General features: G+C 58.4%; 8 protein-coding genes and 1 pseudogene. All 9 read right to left on the reverse strand.

Annotated features, from left to right (window positions below):
* Window positions 1-121: 121 nt before the first annotated feature.
* The 9 genes and pseudogenes from WNY80_RS09575 to WNY80_RS09615 all read right to left on the reverse strand — a co-directional run bounded on the left by WNY80_RS09575 (window position 122) and on the right by WNY80_RS09615 (window position 20,160).
* Complete coding sequence (locus WNY80_RS09575; protein ID WP_342887140.1) at window positions 122-838, reverse strand: hypothetical protein; 717 nt, start codon at window positions 836-838, stop codon at window positions 122-124.
* A complete protein-coding gene (gene pglZ / locus WNY80_RS09580; protein WP_342887141.1) occupies window positions 835-2,835 on the reverse strand; it encodes a BREX-3 system phosphatase PglZ in 2,001 nt (666 codons plus the stop codon). The genes WNY80_RS09575 and pglZ overlap by 4 nt, the downstream gene beginning before the upstream one ends.
* The gene (locus tag WNY80_RS09585) at window positions 2,832-5,660 is read right to left on the reverse strand and encodes a helicase-related protein (RefSeq protein ID WP_342887142.1); all 2,829 of its coding nucleotides are present in this window, start codon (window positions 5,658-5,660) and stop codon (window positions 2,832-2,834) included. The genes pglZ and WNY80_RS09585 overlap by 4 nt, the downstream gene beginning before the upstream one ends.
* Window positions 5,657-8,428: a DNA methyltransferase gene (locus WNY80_RS09590; protein WP_342887143.1), complete on the reverse strand. Its 2,772-nt coding sequence runs from the start codon at window positions 8,426-8,428 to the stop codon at window positions 5,657-5,659. Before WNY80_RS09590 ends, WNY80_RS09585 begins: the two co-directional genes overlap by 4 nt.
* Window positions 8,425-10,293 (reverse strand): RNA-binding domain-containing protein, encoded by a 1,869-nt coding sequence (locus WNY80_RS09595; RefSeq protein ID WP_342887144.1) that lies wholly within the window; start codon window positions 10,291-10,293, stop codon window positions 8,425-8,427. Before WNY80_RS09595 ends, WNY80_RS09590 begins: the two co-directional genes overlap by 4 nt.
* A 3-nt stretch (window positions 10,294-10,296) precedes the next feature.
* Window positions 10,297-14,028, reverse strand: a complete 3,732-nt coding sequence (locus tag WNY80_RS09600) for a DUF6079 family protein (RefSeq protein WP_342887145.1) — start codon at window positions 14,026-14,028, stop codon at window positions 10,297-10,299.
* A 14-nt stretch (window positions 14,029-14,042) separates the two neighbouring features.
* Window positions 14,043-14,501: a BREX-3 system P-loop-containing protein BrxF gene (gene brxF / locus WNY80_RS09605; RefSeq protein WP_342887146.1), complete on the reverse strand. Its 459-nt coding sequence runs from the start codon at window positions 14,499-14,501 to the stop codon at window positions 14,043-14,045.
* 586 nt (window positions 14,502-15,087) lie between these two features.
* A pseudogene (locus tag WNY80_RS09610) lies at window positions 15,088-16,254 on the reverse strand (IS3 family transposase).
* Between the two features lie 84 nt (window positions 16,255-16,338).
* Entirely contained in the window at window positions 16,339-20,160 is a 3,822-nt protein-coding gene (locus tag WNY80_RS09615) for an ATP-dependent RecD-like DNA helicase (protein WP_342887147.1), read from the reverse strand.
* Window positions 20,161-20,173: the final 13 nt, after the last annotated feature.

A 20,173-nucleotide genomic window follows, 5' to 3' on the forward strand; every position in this document is an offset into this window, starting at 1 on the left:
CAATAAACGATGGCCATTGGGACTAAAGTTAGGTGGCGAAATCATCTTGCATAGGCAGAACACAACTGAAGGTGATGAATAAGCACGACAACTAAGCGCTGCGTCACGGGTTTTCGCCTTATCACACTGCTAGACTGATGACTTGAACGCCCCCGCTGTCGATCCGCATTTCAAGAGCTTTAGATTTCGAGAGGATGTATGAAGTCGATCCTCCAAGATTGAATGGATAAATGATGGGGCTCGACTCAATGTTTGCTACAGTTAAAGCTCGGCCGGTTGAACGCAAACAGGCTTCAGCCAACCATGCGGCAACTGGAGCACCGTGTAGATCGATCGCTTTCCTGCGCGCTATCCGCTTACCTCCATCAAGACGTTCGATCGCGCCCCAGTCCGCTTGAGACTGCAGGACCATGTTCGTCATTCTGCGAGTGCCCTCGCGTTCTCCAAAAATCTCCGACATTCGGCGATGAACTTCTGCGGATGTGCAATCACCTTGGAGCATGGTCAGTCGACCGACAATCTCCGCCACTTTCCCGAAGAATGGGTATGTGGCGAGAGCCATGCCCCAAGTCAGCGCCGAAACCGGGGTATCTGGTGAGGCGCGATAGATTTGGACGCCGCGATCTGCGAACTCGGCCAAGTCAGGGCGAGGCTCCAGCCACAGGCGATTCAAAACCGTCCTCGTCTTCTTCTTGGCTGCGGGCCCGGCGTGCGATGAATCCAACATAACGATGAGATCATCGAGAGTAGATATGCCCGCCCTGACCCGCAGTGCAGCAGCTGCCCAATCCAACTGAATAAAGCGATCAAAACCAATTTGCGGGGACGGCGAGTTCATGAAGAAGTGCTCGTGATATTTATTCTTATGAAAGGGACAATCAGCTCCTCTACAGAGATACCACCGTGTGCAACGATTTGATCTCCCTTCGGAACAAATGCTCCCCGCGTGCCAGCGTATAGCGGCAAGAAGTCCGGCGGCAGTCCAGGACTATCAAACCGGAAGGCGTCGATTTCCGGCGGTACAGAAGATGCTAGGGTTTCACTGCGATAAGTTCGAACCCTTTCGCCCCTCAGTTCGGACACCACACCCTGACTAAGTCGTCCAATGCCTTCCGCGTCGACGTTCCCGTGGTCCGCTGTAAGGTAGATCTGATACCCATGCTTGGTGAGGAGCAGAAAGAGCTTCTCGACAAAGCCAGTTTCGCACCATGCATGGATCTGCCCTGCGATACCTCGCTTCCCGAGCATCGCCCCATGAACGATTTCATCGATCATATCGACGACTATTCCGGCAACCTTCGTCGTCGGCCTGGCGATGGCCTCCTCTAACTCAGCCAGTTGCTCAGTCCGCTTCAGGCTCTTTTGGTAAATGATCTCTGACTTTCGAAGTCCATTCTCCTGCCAGAAACGGGCCCACAGAGAAGGTTCCTGAGACGTGGTTTCGATCGAGTTCTGGAACTCGCGGGGCTTAAGACCCGAGAACAGGGCCTGTCGTGAGACCGACGTCAGAGTGGGCAACCAGGCGAAACATCCGCTTTCATCCGCCGAAAAGCCGGGCACGCGTGCCGTCAGATGCTCTCGGATCTGGGTCCATTGATCCATGGCCAAGCCGTCGAATACAAGCAGCGCCACCCGCTCTTCGCCGGCGCTCCGACGCAATGCCAGATACCGCGGCACATGATGGACCATCACGGGCCCTTTCGCGGCTGGAAGAGACGGCAGGTCCGCGAAATGCTGGAACAGCCAATCTTTCAAACGCTCGTCCACGTCGCGCTGCAGCGCACGGACCTGCTTCTGTATCGGCTCAGCAGTTTGCGCGCTCAGACCATTGAACCGGGAGATGACCTCTCCAAGCCGGCGGGCCAGCTCCACCCAGTCGCGATGCGATGACGCGACCGAAGGCAGGTCGGCGGCGATCCTCTTCACACCTTCGGAGACAAGGTTGCCGAGCGCGTGAGGATCTTCAACCAACCCCACATTGATCCACCCCGGCAAGTCAGCCGGGAGAGACCCTTGCACACCGACCGGCTGAATGGCTCCTTCGAGAAACATCGTGTCGACGATGACCCTGACATCGGGATGCTCAAACGGAACCGAAACCGGTTCGAGCGCCTCTGTCGTTCCGTCGTTCGATGCACGATCACTCTGGATCCCGTACTGCGACAAGAAGCGGCACCATGCATCCTGCACGGTGCGCACCATGTAGCTCTTCGACGAGAGCAGCTCAGCGATGGGCAGGTCGCCGAGGGGCGTATCCTTCAATATCGCCGCAACATGCTTCGCAAGCAGATCCGGCAGCCCGGCTCCGCGGTAATGGAGCCGCAGGACCTCTCGCCAGAAGTTCTCTGGTCTGCTGAGCAGGTAAGGGCTTATGCGAAAGATGTGGGTGAGGATGAAGTCCTTGGTCGCGCTTTCTCCAAGCGGCTGAGTGGCGTGTTTGTTGTGCGCCAGGAACGTGGCTTCGTGGTGCTCCGAGCCGATCTGCCGGATTACGCCATAGCTCAGCCTGGGAAACAGATCGGCCAGGCTCAGGCTAACCTTGCGGCCCATGCGGACATAGTCCCAGGGCAGCGTGTCAAGATCTGTCCCGCGCAGCTGCAGGACGAGCGCCTTCGATGACCCTTCCTCACCGCGATCCCAAGCGGCCCGGTAGCGCTCTTCATATTCTGTTCTGAAGGCAACAGAGTCTTTGAAGGGCAGCACCTCGAAGCCCCGTTCCCGAAGGCTGTGAAGGATGCGCTCATCCAGCAGAAGATCGTCGGGGTCGCACGCGATCCAGAAGCGAGAAAGATCAGCAGGTAACTCCTGCAGTATGCGGTCGGTCCAGGCGCTCATGATGCACCGGGCGCCGGTTCGCCGACGCGCAACATGAGGACAGCATTGAGATCGGGCGTGTACGCCTCGGCATCATCGAGCTGTGCCATACGGCCATCATGGTCGGACTTCAGACGCTTGCGACGGTAATCCCGAACCGTCTGGAGGCCGATCCGGCCGATGGCCTGGTATCGCGCTTCGTAGGCGTACTCGGCGCGTTTGCGCTCTTCCAGGATCCGGGTCCTGTGCTCCTCGACCAGATCGGTGAAGATGCGCTCACCCTGAGCGAGAGCGGCATTCCTTGACCGATCAAACCCGCCATCGGCATCTCCCGCAGCGACTGGTCCGACCCGCTCGACCTGTTCCGTCAGGAGAAGATCCCAGATCCGCTTGGCTGTCGGCAGGAAGGTACGCCCTTCGTCGTTGACGAACACGGATAGGAAACGCCGCCGGCTGAAGTCATCGGCGGAGAGGCTGATCTCCCAAAGCGACCATACGCCCCGGACGCTGTCAGGAAGCCCTGCAATCCGGACTGTCGGCAGTGGTTGACCCGAAACGCAGCGCGGCAGATCGCTGATCACAGCCCGAGCGCGGGGATCTTCAAGCGTCACCCATTCGATGTCGGGCCGCTCTTCTGCTGTTCTCGCGTCGAAGCAGACCTTGGCTGACTCGCTGCCATCCGCCCAACGCACTTGCCATGCGTCGCCTTCCTTGACAGCTTTCCCGCCACGTGCGGGCAACCCGGTCGTGATCGCCCGCTCCAGCCAGAACTGCGCCGGGTGGTCCCGCCACTTGCGGGCAGCGTCTGCATCAAGCTCGTGCCCATCGGACAAAAGCTCGCTGCTCTTGCGGCTCTCTGAGATCGTCGATCGGAGCTGCGATACAACGGCGTCGCATTCGCTTTCGATCGCATCGGGGTTCTGAAGGCCTTGCACGAACAGCTCGTCGAAAAGGGGCTCGGCTTCGACCGAGTCCATCACATCGGAGGCTTTGTCGACGCCGAACTCTTCGGCAATGACCGCCAGCTTCGTTTCCAAGACCTCACGGACACGATGCTCGACCGTGTCCTCCAGCACGAAGTTGATCGCGCGAACGATATGTGGCTGTCCGATACGATCAACCCGGCCAATGCGCTGTTCGACGCGCATCGGATTCCACGGCATGTCGAAGTTGACGATGACATGGCAGAACTGAAGGTTCAGGCCTTCGCCGCCGGCATCGGTCGAGACAAGAATGCGGACATGGCGAGAGAAAACCTGTTGAGCCCGCGCGCGTGCTTCGAGATCCATGCTCCCGTTCAGCGTGGCGACCGAGAAGCCCCGGCTTTCGAGGAAATCCGCGAGCATCGCCTGCGTCGGCACGAATTCGGTGAATACCAGAACCTTCAGCTCCAGATCGTTCTCTTCCTGCTGGAGCTTGTAGATCAGTTCCAAGAGCGCTTCGGCTTTGGCATCCGTGCCCTGTGCCTCCGTGGACCGGGCCAGTTCGAGCAGCGTGTCGACCTCGGCCTTCTCCATCTCCCAGCCCCTGGTCTGGACGGCGAGATCCACCTGGGTCTGGCCATCGAGCTCAGCCCATTCATCGACGTCGGCCGAATCGAACAGGGATGGCTGGAGCTGCGGCTGGTCCAGCAAGGCTTGCCGCTTCTCGAGCGTCGTGCGGATGGCGGCTGTGCTGGATGTCACCAGCCGCTGCATCAGGATCATCAGGAACCCGATGTGCCGTTTCTTCGCGGCCATTGCCTGGTTGTAGCCGTGGCGGACATAGTCGGTGACCGCCTCATAAAGCTTCTGCTGAGCCGCATGCCGGTCCTGCCAAGCAACAGGCTGAAGCCGGGTTATGCGCGGCTTGAACAGAGGTTCGCCTTCGGCATCGATCGCGACACGTTTCTCTGTGCGGACCACAAAGGGGCGCACCCGCTCGCTCGTCACGCTGCTCTCATCCGGGAAGGAATCCCGGTCGATCAGCTGCAGCAAGCGATGGAACTGGTCGGTCTTTCCCTGATGCGGCGTCGCTGAAAGGAGCAGCAAGTAGGGCGCGGCTTCCGCCAATGCGGCGCCCAGCTTGTAGCGTGCGACCTGATCCGTACTCCCGCCCATGCGGTGGGCTTCGTCGATGATGACCAGATCCCAGGACGCCGAGATCAGATCCTCGAAGCGCTCCCGATTGTAGGTGCTTAGCTGCTCAAGGCTCCAGCCGCGGCGGCCTTCGAGCGGCTTCACGGAATCGAGCGAGCAGATTACCTGATCATGCAGCCTCCAGAGGTTTTCCTCGTCGCTGCGCCATTGGCGGAAGGCGGAGAGTTCCGCGGGTTCGATGAACTGGAAGTTCTCCGCGAAATGAAGGCGCATCTCAGCCTGCCATTGCCTCACCAGCCCCTTGGGTGCGACCACGAGGATCCGCTTTGCCATCCCGCGCAGCTTGAGCTCGCGCAGGATCAGGCCGGCCTCGATCGTCTTGCCGAGGCCCACCTCGTCCGCGAGCAGATAGCGGATCCTGTCCCGACTCATGGCGCGGTTAAGCGCGTAGAGCTGGTGCGGAAGTGGGACGACGCTCGACTGGACCGGCGCCAGAAGGAGGTTATCCTCCAGCGCGTCAAGCAGCTTCGCCGCCGCTGCCGTGTGCAGGATCTGTTCGACTGTCGGCTGGACGGAGTCGAGCGGGCTCAGGTCGCACGAGCGGGCGCGGACGACGGCGTCTTTGCCGGGCAGCCAGACCCGATAGGCGGTCTCGCCCCAGATCTCCTCCCGGTCAACGACACGGCAGGGGGCGTCATGTCGCTCGTGCCAGCACCACGCGCCCCAAGAAAACTCAAGTGGGCCATGTTCGCCGTCCGCATGCGTCACGCATCAGCCTCCATGCGGGTGAGCGCCTGGTCGTACCAGAGCAGCAGCTTTTCATCCTCCTGCAGCGCCTCCTCGGGGATCTTCTGGGCGATGCCGATGATGGTCTTGTAGTCCTTAGACGCCCAAGCGGTCCTGAAGCCCGTGCGCAGCACCTCAAGCCGGAATTCCTTAAGTTTTCGTCCGGGGGCGGACTTGTAGTTCTCGAACTCCTTCAGCAGCGACCGCTCGCGTTTCTGCTCCAGGTCCTTCGCCTTGCTTGGATCGGGCACGAACCAGCGGTCCTTCGCTTTTGCCTTCAGGCGGGGGTCTTCCTTCTCCAGTCCGCGAAGATCCTTGAAATTCGTGGAGAGGTAACTGTGGATCTGACTGGGCACGTCGCCGTTGCCGTCGTACCGGAGGAAGTTGTCTGCAAGCAGCGCCGAAAGCTCAGGCCTCTCCTCGTGCTTACGCCATCCCGCGCCAACTTGGGTGGTGAATTCCGGATGAACCTCCTGATAGGTCGAAGGTCGCTTGCGCAAGAAGTCGCTCAACCAGTCGATCGCAGAACGCTCGTCCGATACGAACAGCTCCATCTGCGGCGCTTGAGCAGCTAGTGCACGCTTTCGGTCGTAGTCGGCAACCTGCTCAGGCAGGAACATCATGCCATCGCGCTCGGGGTAGCGGTTCCGCAGTCCATCGAGGAATTCTTCGGTCGAAAGAGGCACCGGGAAGTCATGGCGGACAAACCATGCGACCATCCGGTCGTAGATGCGGCGTGGGTCGCGTTCCACAACCATTTCCAGGATGCCGCTCTTCACCTTTGAGACCGGCAATTGTCGCAGATGGGTCTGAACGAAGTCCCACGCGGACTCGGGCGCCGCGCCGCGTTCTGCGAGCCGTTTTTCCAAGCCGCCGTTCGGCTTATAAGCCGAGATGACGAGATCCTGCTTTACCGCAGTCGTCGATGTCACCTGACGGTAACTGCCCTGGACCTTGTCAAGCGCGCTGACCTCGGCGACCACGAAGCCAGCCTGCTGAAGTGCGACCTGGATCGCATTCCAGACTGACGCCTTGCTGTTGGAGAACACGACCGTCATCCAGCGGCCAGGCTTCAGGACGCGGTGATACTCGGCGAAGCACCGCTGCATCAAGTGCTGGTAGTCCGGTAGCGCTTTCTTCTTGAAGCGATCAATGATGGCTTCCGGCGCTGCGTCGGTTGTCACGCCGTGCCATGACTCAACAAGGAAATTAAGATCTGCGTAGTAAATATTCTCACCGAATGGAGGATCAGTGAAAATATAATCGACGGAGTCCCCAGACAAGGGCAATGACGCTGCAGTGCCTGTCGTTATGGCCGCATTGTGCTCGCGCAAACGAAACGCCTGAAAAGTCTTAACTAGGCGGCCAAGTTTTCCCTCCATAATGTACCATGGACTGCATTCTGAGTGCTGAGAAGCAACGTAGTACACACCTGTCATGTATTGGTTGACCTGAGAAAATCCCGTTGGACGAAATCGATTGAGTATCGACGACGTCCAAAGCGACTGCTCTACCATAAACAGGAGAAACGAGCGTATGCGGGCATCAGCATGCGCTTCCGCTTTCGCCCAAAGCAAACTGGTTGCTTGGGCCGCACGCGGCAGGAAGAAGTGGTGTATGTGTGTAACGCCCGAGTAATCCATTCGCGCGCGTTCGTGGGTCATGTGCATTGGCGGAATTTCCATCGTCGGCATGAGCGATGGCAGGGGCATCCCTTCAATACGATCGAGTAGCGCGAGATCATCTTCCGACGGCCGTTTCTCGTAGCGCGCTTTGCCTACACTATAGCAAATTAACGCAGGTTCCCGTTTGGGCACCTCTATCGTCTTGCCTGTCGCAGGATCGAGCTTAGATGTGAACAGTCGTTCCAGGCGCGACTTCGTCAGTTCGGCCCCGCAATGGGGGCAAGGAAAATTGTTTCTGACGCGCTTGGAGTCTTCATCCAAAGCTTCCTCGGTAAAATTGATTTCACCTGCACACTCAGGACAGCTGTATAGTTGGCTCCAGACTGTGTACTCGATCCGCCCTTTTGTTTTGCCATCCTTGTGTAGTGTCTCGTACATCCAGCCAATTTCACGCTCGACTTCGGCAAGAAGTTGCTTCCCAGCCTTAGCGAAAGCGTCCACATCGAAAGGCAGGTTGTAATTCGCCCCAATAAACGTAGCGGCGGGCGAAAGGTCATTCAGGATTGCCCTCCGCGCGCCCCACTTTGGCGCGGACATTCCTGCCTTCTTCCACTCCATCTCCACTTGGTGGCGATAGGAAGCGGGAGCTGTCCCGCACCACTGTGCGGCCACGCCGGTCATGCCAGAGCCAGCGAAGCCGTCCAGTACGATATCCCCCGGATTAGTGAAGTGCAGAATTGACGGCACGATCGCCAGGTGCGGCACCTTGGTGTGGTAAGAGTGCGCCCTGTAGATCGGATCGGTCTTGCCCACCGACACGTCGATCGCCATCGGCTCGCGGTCGTACTTCTCAGCCGGGTCGTAGGGCCGACCGTAGTGAGTCACAAACTCTGACAGCCACGGATTGGGGCACGCCGTATAGTAGGGCGGATCGGACATGGCCAGAATGGCTTGATCCGTCCCCTTCGGAAACCCTTCTTGGCTGCGGAACTCGGGATCTTGCAGCTTTTCGGACAGCAGCTTCAGGAAATGCTCGCGTCGTGTCAGATCCGAAGCAAAGGTCTGCCCGAGACACTCGACGGCGCCGCCGTCTGAGGCGGATTCGAGTTTGAATTTATCCGTCATTCGCTTGTCTCTTTCTTCGCCATGGCCGTCCCGTCTTCCAAGCGCAGCGATTTCAGTTTGAGTCCCGCACTGGTCAACACATACCTCTGTTTTGACGACGTGGGTTTGTCGGGAACGGTCATTTGCAGTATTCCACCTTCTAGCAGCGGCTCCAGATGCATCAGCTTGAAGTGCTGCCGTTGGGTGTAACCCGTAGCTTTCATTAACTCGGCCAGTGAACGCGGCGCATCGGAATGCTGCACGATCACCCATTGGGCGTCCGTCAGTTCCTTCAGTACGGCGACTTGTTCGGTGTCCGTTGGAGCGACTTGTACAGTGACTTGTACAGTCGACCCATCTTCAGCCGCGCTAGTCGTAACTGATTGTTTTTGAGCGGTATTTTCTTCACCCCTCCCCAGAAAGCGGGCACGCAGGTGGTCCGCCAGAGCGAACTTACCCTCAACACCGGCGCTTGTCCTGAGGATAACCTGTACGGCCAGGCGCTGTGCAAGTTCGCGAGCAGCAGGGCCGGGAAGGCCGGTCAATGCCTTAATATCAGCCATGTCGATTTCGCCGTTCCGGATCAGATAGGCAAAAACAGCGGCTTCATGCTCGGAAAGCTGAACGCCAAGGCTCGCCTGCGCCAGAAGCTGTTCCTCGGTAACGAGTTTCTCCCTGCGGAGCCGCAAGCGGAAGCTTTTTTCCGCCTTGTCGTTCTCGATCTCGGGCGGAACAAAGCCCAACCGACGCCAGCCGTCGAAGATCGCCCCGACCCCGGTCCCACCCTGATCGGAAAGGCCGATGCGTCGGAATGCACCGACAATCCGCGGGTTGCGAACTTCTTTGTCGCCAGGGTCCAGCAGCTGTTCGCGCGACGCCAGAGCATCGCCCGGATTGAAGAACTCTGCCTGATCTCTAAAGAATCGGATGACCGGCACACGCGTGGCGTCACCAAAGTCTTGATGGATGAGGAGGTTGATGGCCGCCTCGCGAAACGAGATGTAGTCGGGCGGATCGTCATGCCTACGCAGTGTCGTAGGATCGACGGCAAACGGTTTCTCGCTGTGCTTGAGGTAGAAGTCGAGAATGGCCTTCCAGGCTTCAATCAGGTTGGCCTCGATCGTCACCCGGTCCGCCCACCGAATGCTCGGCGCATATTCGCTCGCCGCGTGCCGATAAAGCTGAAGGTCGACGACAATCCGCGGCAGTTCCTGCCGGACATATTCGCCCGACCCCAAAACGACAATGGCAGCCCGCGTTGGTAGAAGCCTTCCTTCACGCTCGACCAGAAAGCCCCACTCGCGCAAGAATGAGATGTCATCTCCCGAGCCGTTCTTGCCGGGATTGCTGGCTTCGAATCTCGCCCGGTACCAGCGGACGGTGTCTTCGTCGAAACATTTCGCGGGATCTAAATCCAGAGTTTCCGAGTCATAGGTGACGCTCCCCGCATCGCGAATGAAGCGCAGGAGCTCGTCTGCTGTGCATGTACGGTCACCGCTGCCTTTCCGAATGAAGGCCTTTTTCGGATTTCGGTCCAAATGAACTGGCTTTTCGTGCCTTGGAGCTTCCGGGACATAAAAGCAAATCACGGAACCTTCCGGCATCGTGTGAATATCGGCCGTAATCGGCAAGACGACACTGATTTTTTGCACATCCCGCACTTGGCCGAAAAAGTCATTTTGAAGCTTGTCGATGTCGGTAACACCCGTGATGGAGAATGTCCCGTTGGACTCCTTCACGCCGAAGACCAGATGACCGCCCTTGGTGTTGGCAAATGCGCTCACCGTTTCAAGAGATGACTTCGGGACTGCCCATGTCGCTTCCTTGAATTCGATGTCGTCCCATTCGGCGGACCGGAGTCGGGCTAGAAATTCTTCACGCGTCATTGTTTATTCCACCACGAATCGGAGCTTGGAGGTGTCCTTGCCCTTGCAGCGTTCATTCAGGAATGCGTCAAAGCGCCTTCGCAGATCCTCAGGCGTTGCTGGTGACCCACCCTGGAGCAGCGCCTTCCTGATGTCATCTCCGGTAACGCTAATCTTCTCCAGTCCCGACAGCGCCTCCTGAACAGCAGCGATGAACTCGGGTGTGACAAACTCGGGAAGAGTCTTGGTCTGGGAGAAGCCGGTGACGATCTTGCGGGAAGAGTCCTTCAGGAGTTCGAAGTTCGACTGAATGATCGGATCCTCGAGGTTGTCGACCAGCGTCTGCACCCAGCCTTCCAGAAGGCGGTCAAGCTCGTCATCGAGCTGCTTCAGGACATTGGCGGCGGGAAGAAGGTCGCCTTGCTCATTCGCAGGCCGGAATTGGCAGTGCGGGCAGACGGGACTGGCCGAGAGATCGGAGTCCATCAACGACGCGCAGCTCTTCAGCTTGTCCAGCTTCTCCTCGAAGCTCGTCAGCTGGCTTGTCGGCATCAGAGAGATGCCCGCCAGCGCCCGCATCGCGACGAGCCGCGGGTCCTTGCGCAGGGCGGATTTCGTCTTTTCCTCCGCGACGCCAAGGCGCGACTTGCTGTGCTGCCCGACATAGGCGGTGATGTAGTCCTTCTTAAGCTGGGCCAGCGTCTGCCGGTACTCGGCCGCATGCTGCGCGGTTCGATCCGACGCGAGCTTGTCAAGGATCTGTTTCCGGGTCTCCTGCGCCAGCTTCGCCCAGGCATGATCCGCCGACAGGACCATCTCGGCCTGTGATAGATAGCTGGCCGTTGCGCCGAGATCGGTGACCAACTCCAACATCCCCTCGACGGACTCCAGAACTTCGAGGTTCTTTTTCTGGGCCGCGATGTCGTCGGAGCCGATGCGCAGGTTCTTGAGCTTCCCGACCGTGTTGTAGGGCGCCAGGCTCTCCGAGAAGGTCTTGAGCCCATCGAGCTTGGTGCGCCAGTCGCGGATCTCTTCGTCCCGCAGGAGGGGCTGACCCCAGAAGCTCAGCCTGCCGGTCATGTCGGTGGTGGCGCTGAGCACGCGCCGCGTCAGTTTTCCGACCTCCTCCTGGATCAGCTTGACCGGCTCGTCAGAGCCTTGCGTGGCCTGCTGAGCGAGCCCGGGCGGCAAACCCAGCATCTCGAACAGCGAGCGGAGGACGGCGACGTTGATCTCCTTAGGCGCCTCGACGTGCTTGAACTGCTTCAGTTCGTCCAGCGGCCGCTCGGCCAGCAGCGTGATCTTGCCGGAGTCGATCTTGTCGCCGGTGATCGCCAGGACGATGTCGCCGGCATAGACCAGTCCGCCAAGAACGGTGGCCAGAAGATCGGGCTCGAGCCGGAATTTGATCGGGGCGAAAAATTCGACTTCAGTATCGCCGCTGACCAATTCGCCGCGGTTCAGCACCTGGCCATGCCCTTTGGCTTTCAGCCGGGTCAACACCTCCTGAGCGTACCGAGACTGGGTCGGGTCGATCCGATCGCCATCGAGCATCTCCAGCCCGTCGAGAATGACGACCGCGTCCTTCGTGCGGTTCCCGCCTGCAAGCGCGCGGAGGGCGTTCCCGACGAGCTGCTTGCGGTTTGACTCGGTTACGAGCGCAGAAAACGTCGGATATTCAGGCGCTACCTCGGCAAACTGGTTGTTCAGCGCTAAACCGGAAATGACGTTGACGACGTCGCGGAAGTTGATCCGCTCCTCCGGCCCAAGCCGGGCTTTGTCGCGCAGCGAGACGCCCTTGGTCCACTCCTGCAGTGTCTTCGTCTTTCCCTGATAGGTAACCTCGAAAGCCGCCATCTGCTTTTCCTGAAGCCACTTGCTCATATCACGCAGGGCGTCTTTGGCCTTGTCGAGGTAGATGGATTTGGCACCGCCGCTGGCGGTCGATGCGAGATCCTGAGCAGCAGCATAGAACGAGAGATGACGCCGGATCGCATCGTCGAGCCCCTTCAGCCGGAGGAATACCTCGTCGGCTTTGTGATCGTCTCGAAACCGCGGCGGCTCGAACGGCTGAATGAAATAAATGTAGAAGTCCCGCTCGGGCTGAGCCGTCGGCCGATCGTTGGGTGCGCCGAAGAAGAGGTAACCATTACGCTCAACACGCCGGTCCTGCCATTCGATCTGGTACTGCCAGATTTGGTGGCCGGTGACGTAGGTGGTTTCGTCAGTGCGCTCCATAAGTTGTCGGATGGCGCTGTAGTAGGCGCGATCAAGCGCATCATCGGAAAGGGCTTCAGAGCGCTTCTCGACCTGGGCGTCGTAATCGACGTCCTTTTTCAGATCGAGATAATATTGTTCGGTGTCCGGCGCTTTGGAGATGAACTGGCCGTTGACGGTCTTCAGCGTCTCCCGCAGGACGGTCTGCACGAGTGACAGCAGGTCGGCTTCCGGTTCTCCACCCATATCTTCGATGCCGGGTTGGAACAGGCATAGCGTGTCGCGGAGTTCCTCGGCGGTCGGGCCGACGGGAACGTAGATGTCCCCGCCCGTCGTCAGGCGATGGACCGCGAGACCGTCAATGATCCGAAGCGCCATCGGCTTGTAGGCCGGTCGGGTGAACGACTTCCGCACGCGTTCTGACAGGACCTCCGACACCTTGAGCACAGGCCCGATGTTCGGATCCGAGCGCAGGACTGAGTTCGACGTGACCGTTTCCCAGAACTTGTCGTAGCCGATCAGCCCTGGCCGATCTTCGGGCACCTCATCTTTGAGGACGGCCTGAATCTGATCCCGGAGCGTGACCAGTGCGCCGCGCTTTTCGGTGAACACCAGGCGCTCGAACGTTCCGATGTAATCAGGATGCACCGGAAAAAGCCGGACGTACTCATCCATGCGCTCATTCATCGAGCCATAAAATTTAGCGAATGGAGTGAGGTACTCGCGGATCTTGTTCTGCTGATCGGTCGTCTTCTTTAGGAGCCGCTCGGCCACAACGAAGCTGACATCTTGCCGAGCGAGCAGGACCTGCGTGAAACGATCCTTCACACGACGCAGACTATCGGCGACGTGCTGGAAGCGACTGCTGTCGAAGATCGCTTCCTGGACGCCGGCGACGAAACGGAAGCGGAGGTGCTTCGTGACTTCGCCGATCTCTCGCAGGAACGACAGGTCGAGAACGAGGTCGTGATCCTTGCGAGATCGAAGATAATCCAGAAACTCGTCGACGACGAGAAGAACGCCATGGTTCGGGTGAACCTCGGCGAACGCTGCCATCATTTCTTCGAATGCCGCCTTGTTGTTGGTCACCTTTTCGGCTGGCGGGAAAGTATAGCTGACGCCGTGCTTTTCTAGGAAGAGCTCAAGCTGCTGCGTGACGATGTCTCGAAGGGACATCTGGCTGGAGATTTCGATCCGATGTACCTTGAACTTTCCAGCGATCGCAGCTGCGGCTGCGGCGACCTTTTGATGGCGGATCATCGGGACATAGGCGGCGTCCTCTGCCACCAGCGAAAGCACTGACATCAGGTGCGATTTGCCGGTCCCGTAATTGCCGACAACCAGCACGCCCATATGGTCCACCGCCGCGTCGAACGAGAGCTGGGGAATTATGAGCCTCGCAATCCGCTCGGCCATGTCGTCGGAAATGACGTAGGTCGAAACAAGCTTCTTCGCCTCGTCGGGGCGGTTGGCGTCAAGAAGCTGAATGACCGACTCGATCGGCTCGAATTGAATGAGATCGCCATAACGCATCGGCATCCCGTGTTCCCCCTTCAATGAATTTTGAACGGGACCAGGCCGTCGATGCCATAGTCCTGATGTTCTGGATGTCCTGTCGTAGCGTAGGAAAGTCGGCTTTCCCGGAGGTCTCCCGGCCATACCGCAACGACGCGACGCGCATGGGCATGTCGCTTCAGCAAGTCGAGCGGGCTGACCTGCAGCGTTTTGTCGAAGAGAAGCTCTATATTGTCAATGAGCAGCAGACCATGGCTAGCAAAGTCGTCCGCGAGTTCCTTGAATATGTCGGCCGCCTGCAAATGTCTTCGTGTGCTCGGTGTGGTCAGCAGTTCACGACCGAGGGTCGCGCCAAGGCTCAGCACTCGCATCTTCCTGTGCGCGGCCAGCTGCACGAGTAAATTGCTTTTCCCAGATCGAGGTGGGCCGATCAGAAGGACCAGCTTGCTGTTAAGCGTCGAGATATCCTCAACGAGGCCGTTCAGTTTTTCAATCACGGTTCAGCTATCCATCCGGGACACAGAGGTCTGTGCTCGTGTCTTGCAACGGAGTTCGGATCCGTCGAGCAGCGCGATTGGCTGGTATTTTGGATTTGGGCAGCGGAGTCCATGTAAAGCCCAAGCGCCTTCAGCGTGGAATTGAGAAGTGCCTGCCGAACCGGTATCCTGGCCATTCCGCTGCGTATTCCGTAGTCATCAAAGTCGAGAACGAATGCTTTTTTTCGTGAGTCGGGCAGCTTCGAACGACCTTCGATCTCCAATGTCACTGTCTCTTTCCAATCGGCAATCTCCTTCAGGCTGCTTCTCGCTCTGCTTAGTACCCCAGCCCTCGTTGATCTGGGAATATCCACGACGACTTGGTCGATGAGCAACATGCCTCTTTGAGCCCGCGAGATCCCAGCGATGGCATCCGCACCCCAACGCAGCGATCAGTCGACGTCGGCTACCATTTCAGGCTTTGTTTGAGCACACCACCTATGCGTGCTCAACCCCTCTACGTCCTGAAGCTATATCAGGGGTGGACCGTGAGCAATCAGAATCAACCACAGTATGAATAGCCCCGAGTTTCGTGGACACCCTCGGGTTAGATTTCCTGCTGCCGTTCGAACTCGACGGGTGACAGCATCCCGTTCCTGACGTGCTTCCGTTTTGGGTTGTAGAACATTTCGATGTAGTCGAACACGTCCTGCCTTGCCTCTTGGCGTGTTCGATAGGTTCTGCGCCGTATCCGCTCACGCTTGAGCAGATTGAAGAAGCTTTCTGCCACAGCGTTGTCGTGGCAGTTCCCTCGTCGGCTCATTCGTTGCCGGCAAGCGATGCGCTGCATCGCTGAGAGGGGAATGCTCAAGATTGTGATGCTTGAGGAATGCTGCCCAGTCCATGCTGGTGAACTGGGAGCCCTGATCGGAATGGATCAGGACCTTGCTCTTGGGCTTTCGACGCCACACAGCCATGAGCAAAGCCTGCAACACGACGTCGGTTGTCTGGCGGCTCTGCATTGACCAGCCGATAACTCTACGTGAGAACAGATCGATGACCACGGCCAGATAGACAAAGCCTTCCTGGGTCCTGATGTAGGTGATGTCGGTCACCCACGCCCTGTCCGGGGCCTCCACATCGAACTGGCGTGCCAAGGTATTGTCGACCACGATCGAAGGCCTGCCGCCATAGGAGCCGGGCCGCCGCTTGTAGCCGATCTGCGCCTTGATCCCTGCAAGCCTCGCAAGACGAGCAATGCGGTTGGCACAACTTGTCTCTCCCTGATCGAGAAGGTCGTCATGAAGCTTGCGGTAGCCATAGACCCTGCCACTTTCCGTCCAGGCATTGCTGATGAGCTCCGTCTGACGCGCATCTTCCAACGCCCGCTTGCTCAGTGGATTCTTCAGCCAGGCGTAGAAACCGCTGGGTCGGATACGAAGGCAACGGCACATCGCCCGAACCGTGAACTGCTGGCGATGCTCGGCTATGAACGCGTATCTCACTTTGCATCCTTGGCGAAATACGCGGTGGCTTTTTTTAAGATGTCGCGCTCCTCGGTGACGCGCGCCAGTTCCTTCTTCAGTCGCCGTATCTCAGCTGTTTCATCCGCATCGCCCGATCCCGAAGGCTTTGAGAACTTCTTCTTCCAAGCATAGAGCGAGTGCGGGCTCACGCCGAGCCGTTTGGAAACCTCCGCAACAGGATAACCCCGCTCGGTAATCTGCGCGACCGCATCGCGCTTGAACTCATCACTAAAATTACCAGACCCCATCATGGCCTCCTTGCCTCAAATTTAGGGAAGAAGGTGTCCAGAAATCTAGGGGCTATTCAGTTCAAATCTTTACGGTGTACGTTATCAAAGCCCTAACAGCGTGCGCAGCCGTAGCTCAATATCCGCGGAGTCGATGCCTTTCTCTTCGGTGGTCGTCACGAGGATTCCTGCGTCTCCTTCTCCCTCTTCTTCCGGCAACACCCCCTGAGAGCGATACCAATCCAGCTTCGCTAGCCACCGACGTCGATATGCTGGCTCAGACAGCAGCCCAAGGTGCTCCAGAATGACGCGCCGACCAGTCTCAGCGTCTTCGATCGTGAAGTCAGGATATCGAACGCTGCCATCCTGTCCGGTAAATGGTTGTTCGTAAGCGTAGGTGATCCCAAGACCGTGAAGAAGATTGGCAATAATCACCTCCGATTTTGAGCGCACTAGCTCGCCGCGGATGGTGCGGTGAATGAGGCCCTCTTCGAGGAAGGACCCGACATGCTCGACAGGCTTGGGATCGGAAAACAGATTGGTCAGCCGACGGGCGGTCTCGGAATGCTCGGATAAAGACAGCTTCAGGAGAGCTCTAAGGTCGCCTTGGTGAAAGAGGACGACCTCTTCACGTTGGCGCGTGAGTGCCGTGTAGAGCAGTTCACGTGACAGAAGCCGGCATGGATTTGGGATAACGATGAAAGTCGTACCAAATTCGCTGCCCTGGGCTTTGTGGATGGTCAATGCATAAGCGAGTTCCAAAGGCGCGTCGCCTTCATCGCCGAAATCACCGCCTCCAAATCCAAACTTGAAACCGAGTTGCGAAGAGAATTCGACTTCTATCTTCCAGGGGAACCCCTTCGGTTTCCAACTTTTCCCCTTGAACTGGCCCACAACGATTCCGATCTCGCCGTTGGCGAGATAAGCCTTCTCCATTTTTGGATAGACGTCATACCGCCTCGCGTTGGCGACATTGATCACTTTGTCGCCGTAAAGGACGCCTTGTGCGCCCAACGGCTTGCAGGTCTTTCGCTCCCAATATTTTTCTGGCTCGGCCCAAGCACGCGCTTGCCGTCGGAAGGATTTCTGAAGCCATCGATTCAAACCGTCTACTCCGGTCTCGCCAGCGCGCACCGGTGACAGTATCTGCCAAGCTTCAGCGTCGGCGCCTCCACCACGTCGGCGTTCGACGCCCTCGGGGTCTTCTTCCGAACGTGACAGGTTGAAGTAGATCGCCTCATTATATGGGCGACCGCCGAGGCTAATCTCGAAGGCGGCGTCATCCCGCTCGTCGTCAAAGCCTTGCCTGTGCGAAATGGCTCGCGTCGCCGCCTTGATTTCGGCAAGAAGCTTTGTCTGAAGTTCGGTGTCGCTTTCCCAGCGAACAGCTCTGATGCCAGTCGACTTGCCGCTGGCCAGACGATCCCAGGCCTCATCAGCTCCGGGATCGGGAGCCTCTCCCCCGAACCACCGCGACAAGATGATGTCGTCACGAGCCGCTGGCGGCTCTCCCGCCGCAACCGAATGCTCGGTCTGACGACGAACGATCTTTAGTTCTGCATACCCGGCCGGTGCTTGGCTATTTGCGTTGGCATGGTTGTCGTTCAAGTAGCGGACGATGTCGACAAAAGGGCGGCCTGCACCGATTGGCGGGAGCTGCCTCGGATCGCCCACCAAAATCAGTCGCTCGACGGCTGTTGTCTCTATTGCATCAAGGGTAGCCGACAACTGGTCTTCTGTCAGCATCGAGCACTCATCGATGACGACAGTCTTGAAGCCCCGCTCGCGGTTTGCGTCGTCGGTAATGCGGTAGGATCCGGTACGCGGATCATAGCGTCCGAGTGCCAACAAAAATTGCGCGAGTGTGTAGGCCTGCGCATTGTTGGCCCGCTTTTGCATCTGAACCCGCGCTTTGCCGGTTGGGGCGAGCAGGAGGACCCCACCGGCGGCGACCGAAGGCATCGACAGGAGGGCCGTCAACAGGCTCGTCTTGCCCGTCCCAGCAGGCCCGATCAAAACCGAAAACCGAGACCGGTAGATCTCACCCAGCGCATTGGCTTTTTCGACCCGCGCAAGCTCTTCAGTCTCGGGGTCGCTCGCGTCGGCAAACGGCGGAAGCTGCTGGTCGATTAGGGCTCGCCAATCGTGCTCCCCGGCATGTCGTTTGCCCGCGAGGCGCCGTTTCACACGAGCCGAGATGATGTCGCGTGCCTGAGCAAACTTCTGGAGCTGCCATGCGGGCGTGCCATCAGCCATCTTGGCGATGACGATCCTTGCCTTCAAGAACGGGTCAAATGCGTCGATCCAATCGGCGCCGATCGCGCATTGTGGCGAAATGTCCAGGTCGCGGACCCGTTGCACCAGCCAAGATTGAAGTAGTAGCGTGTGCCCCTCGGTAGCGGCTCGATCAAGCGTGTTAATCATAAAAGCCCGGCCACGACGAGGATCAATGGCCTCCGAGCAGCGAGAAGGATCAGGTACAGGCACCGATGCCGCAACCGTCTCTTCAGGGAACAATCCACGATCGACCACTGAAGTAGAGATCGGGTCTATACGTCCGCGGTCGTCTTCGAAGCAAAGATACGGGTTTGCCAGAATTTCTGCGTCGGAAGCGGTAATGCCTGCCCGTTTGCGTTCTTCGGTGACAAACCATCGGGTCGCCTGATCGGCAGTGATCTCGAACCTGGCGAGGAGCTTCAGCAGCGCCCGCCGTTCTGGCTTCAGGCTGCCCCAGAGTTTTGCCGCCGTTGAACCAATTGTCGCTGCCAAATCGGGAGTGAGCATGTTCGGCTCGTGAAGCACCTTTTCGACAAGCGGCCAAGGATCGCGCACCTCCTGAGATCCGTCTGCGTGCAGCTGTTGACCAATGGCGTGGGCGACGAGGGTGCCGTGAGTCAATCCGAACGCTGTGAGCGCGGAGCCAAGCCCGGGAAAGGCCCCCCGAAGGCGCCAAATTCGGTTGAGCTGAGTGTCGACCCAGCCCCGAGCGGCAGACCAATTGCCAGGCACCACCTTTTCCAGCCGCTCCAATAGCGACGCGCAGGCGAGCAGAACCGTGATCGCCTGGTCATGTGTCACATGCTCCGTACCCATCGAGAAAGCGTCCCAGTGTTCTTCGGGCGCATGGAGGACAAGACTGGACAAATCGATGCTCGGGTCTTTTGCGGCCAGATCGATCAGGTCGTGGTAGGGAAGGAGAAAGCCGTCCTTGATCTCTGGCCGGATCGAGTGATGCAGATTGCGCTCCCACAGGACACAGCGCATCGCATCCGACGGTGCGCCCTTCTCGTAAATGTACTCGACAGAGGGGTCGACCTTGAGAACTCGACCTACACCGACAATGACCCGCCGCCCGTCATCCGTCAGCGGCGTGCGCTTTGCGTAGAAGAATACAAGGGACTCCTCGGGTGTAATGGCGCCGAAAAACGTATCGAGCATCGCAAGCTGGTTCCGGCGTTCCTGAACCCAGAGCTTATCGAATTCGAGGTCTGGCTCGAGTTCGGGTCGGAAATTGATTTTATAGGCCTTGGCCCGGTCGGGGATTCCGTCGTCCGAATTCTTCATCATCCAGGCGAAGGGAACAGCCGCCGCCGAGAAGGCCGCATGATGAAATCCGCTTTCCTGAAAATGCTCATATCTGGGATTGTGGCTATATGGGTGGCGGACCCTACGCGTATAACCAAAGGGTGCCATAAACGCTCCGCGTTCTGCGGCGCATGCCGGGAGCCGAACGCCCTCAGTATCCCAATTGGCTCCCGCAACACTCGTTTCGAAATCGTCATCCTTGGTTTCCGCCACTCTTGGCAGGATCAAGCAGGATGTGTTTCCCCGAGGATTGGCGCAGATCTTACCCGCCCAACGACTGTCGTGCCATGGCACCCGTACAGAAACGTGCATGGTGGGCAAGCGTCTTGCTCCGGCGATCATTGGCATTCCTTCC

Origin of the sequence: Hoeflea sp. AS16 (assembly GCF_038900095.1) — a bacterium.
GTDB lineage: Bacteria > Pseudomonadota > Alphaproteobacteria > Rhizobiales > Rhizobiaceae > Hoeflea.

Bases quoted from the DNA above. Each gene is read 5' to 3' on its own strand.
- WNY80_RS09595 (WP_342887144.1), bottom strand. From the start codon at position 10,293: ATGACGCGTGAAGAATTTCTAGCCCGACTCCGGTCCGCCGAATGGGAC.
- WNY80_RS09615 (WP_342887147.1), bottom strand. From the start codon at position 20,160: ATGATCGCCGGAGCAAGACGCTTGCCCACCATGCACGTTTCTGTACGG.
- WNY80_RS09575 (WP_342887140.1), bottom strand. From the start codon at position 838: ATGAACTCGCCGTCCCCGCAAATTGGTTTTGATCGCTTTATTCAGTTG.
- WNY80_RS09600 (WP_342887145.1), bottom strand. From the start codon at position 14,028: ATGCCGATGCGTTATGGCGATCTCATTCAATTCGAGCCGATCGAGTCG.
- WNY80_RS09590 (WP_342887143.1), bottom strand. From the start codon at position 8,428: ATGACGGATAAATTCAAACTCGAATCCGCCTCAGACGGCGGCGCCGTC.
- pglZ (WP_342887141.1), bottom strand. From the start codon at position 2,835: ATGAGCGCCTGGACCGACCGCATACTGCAGGAGTTACCTGCTGATCTT.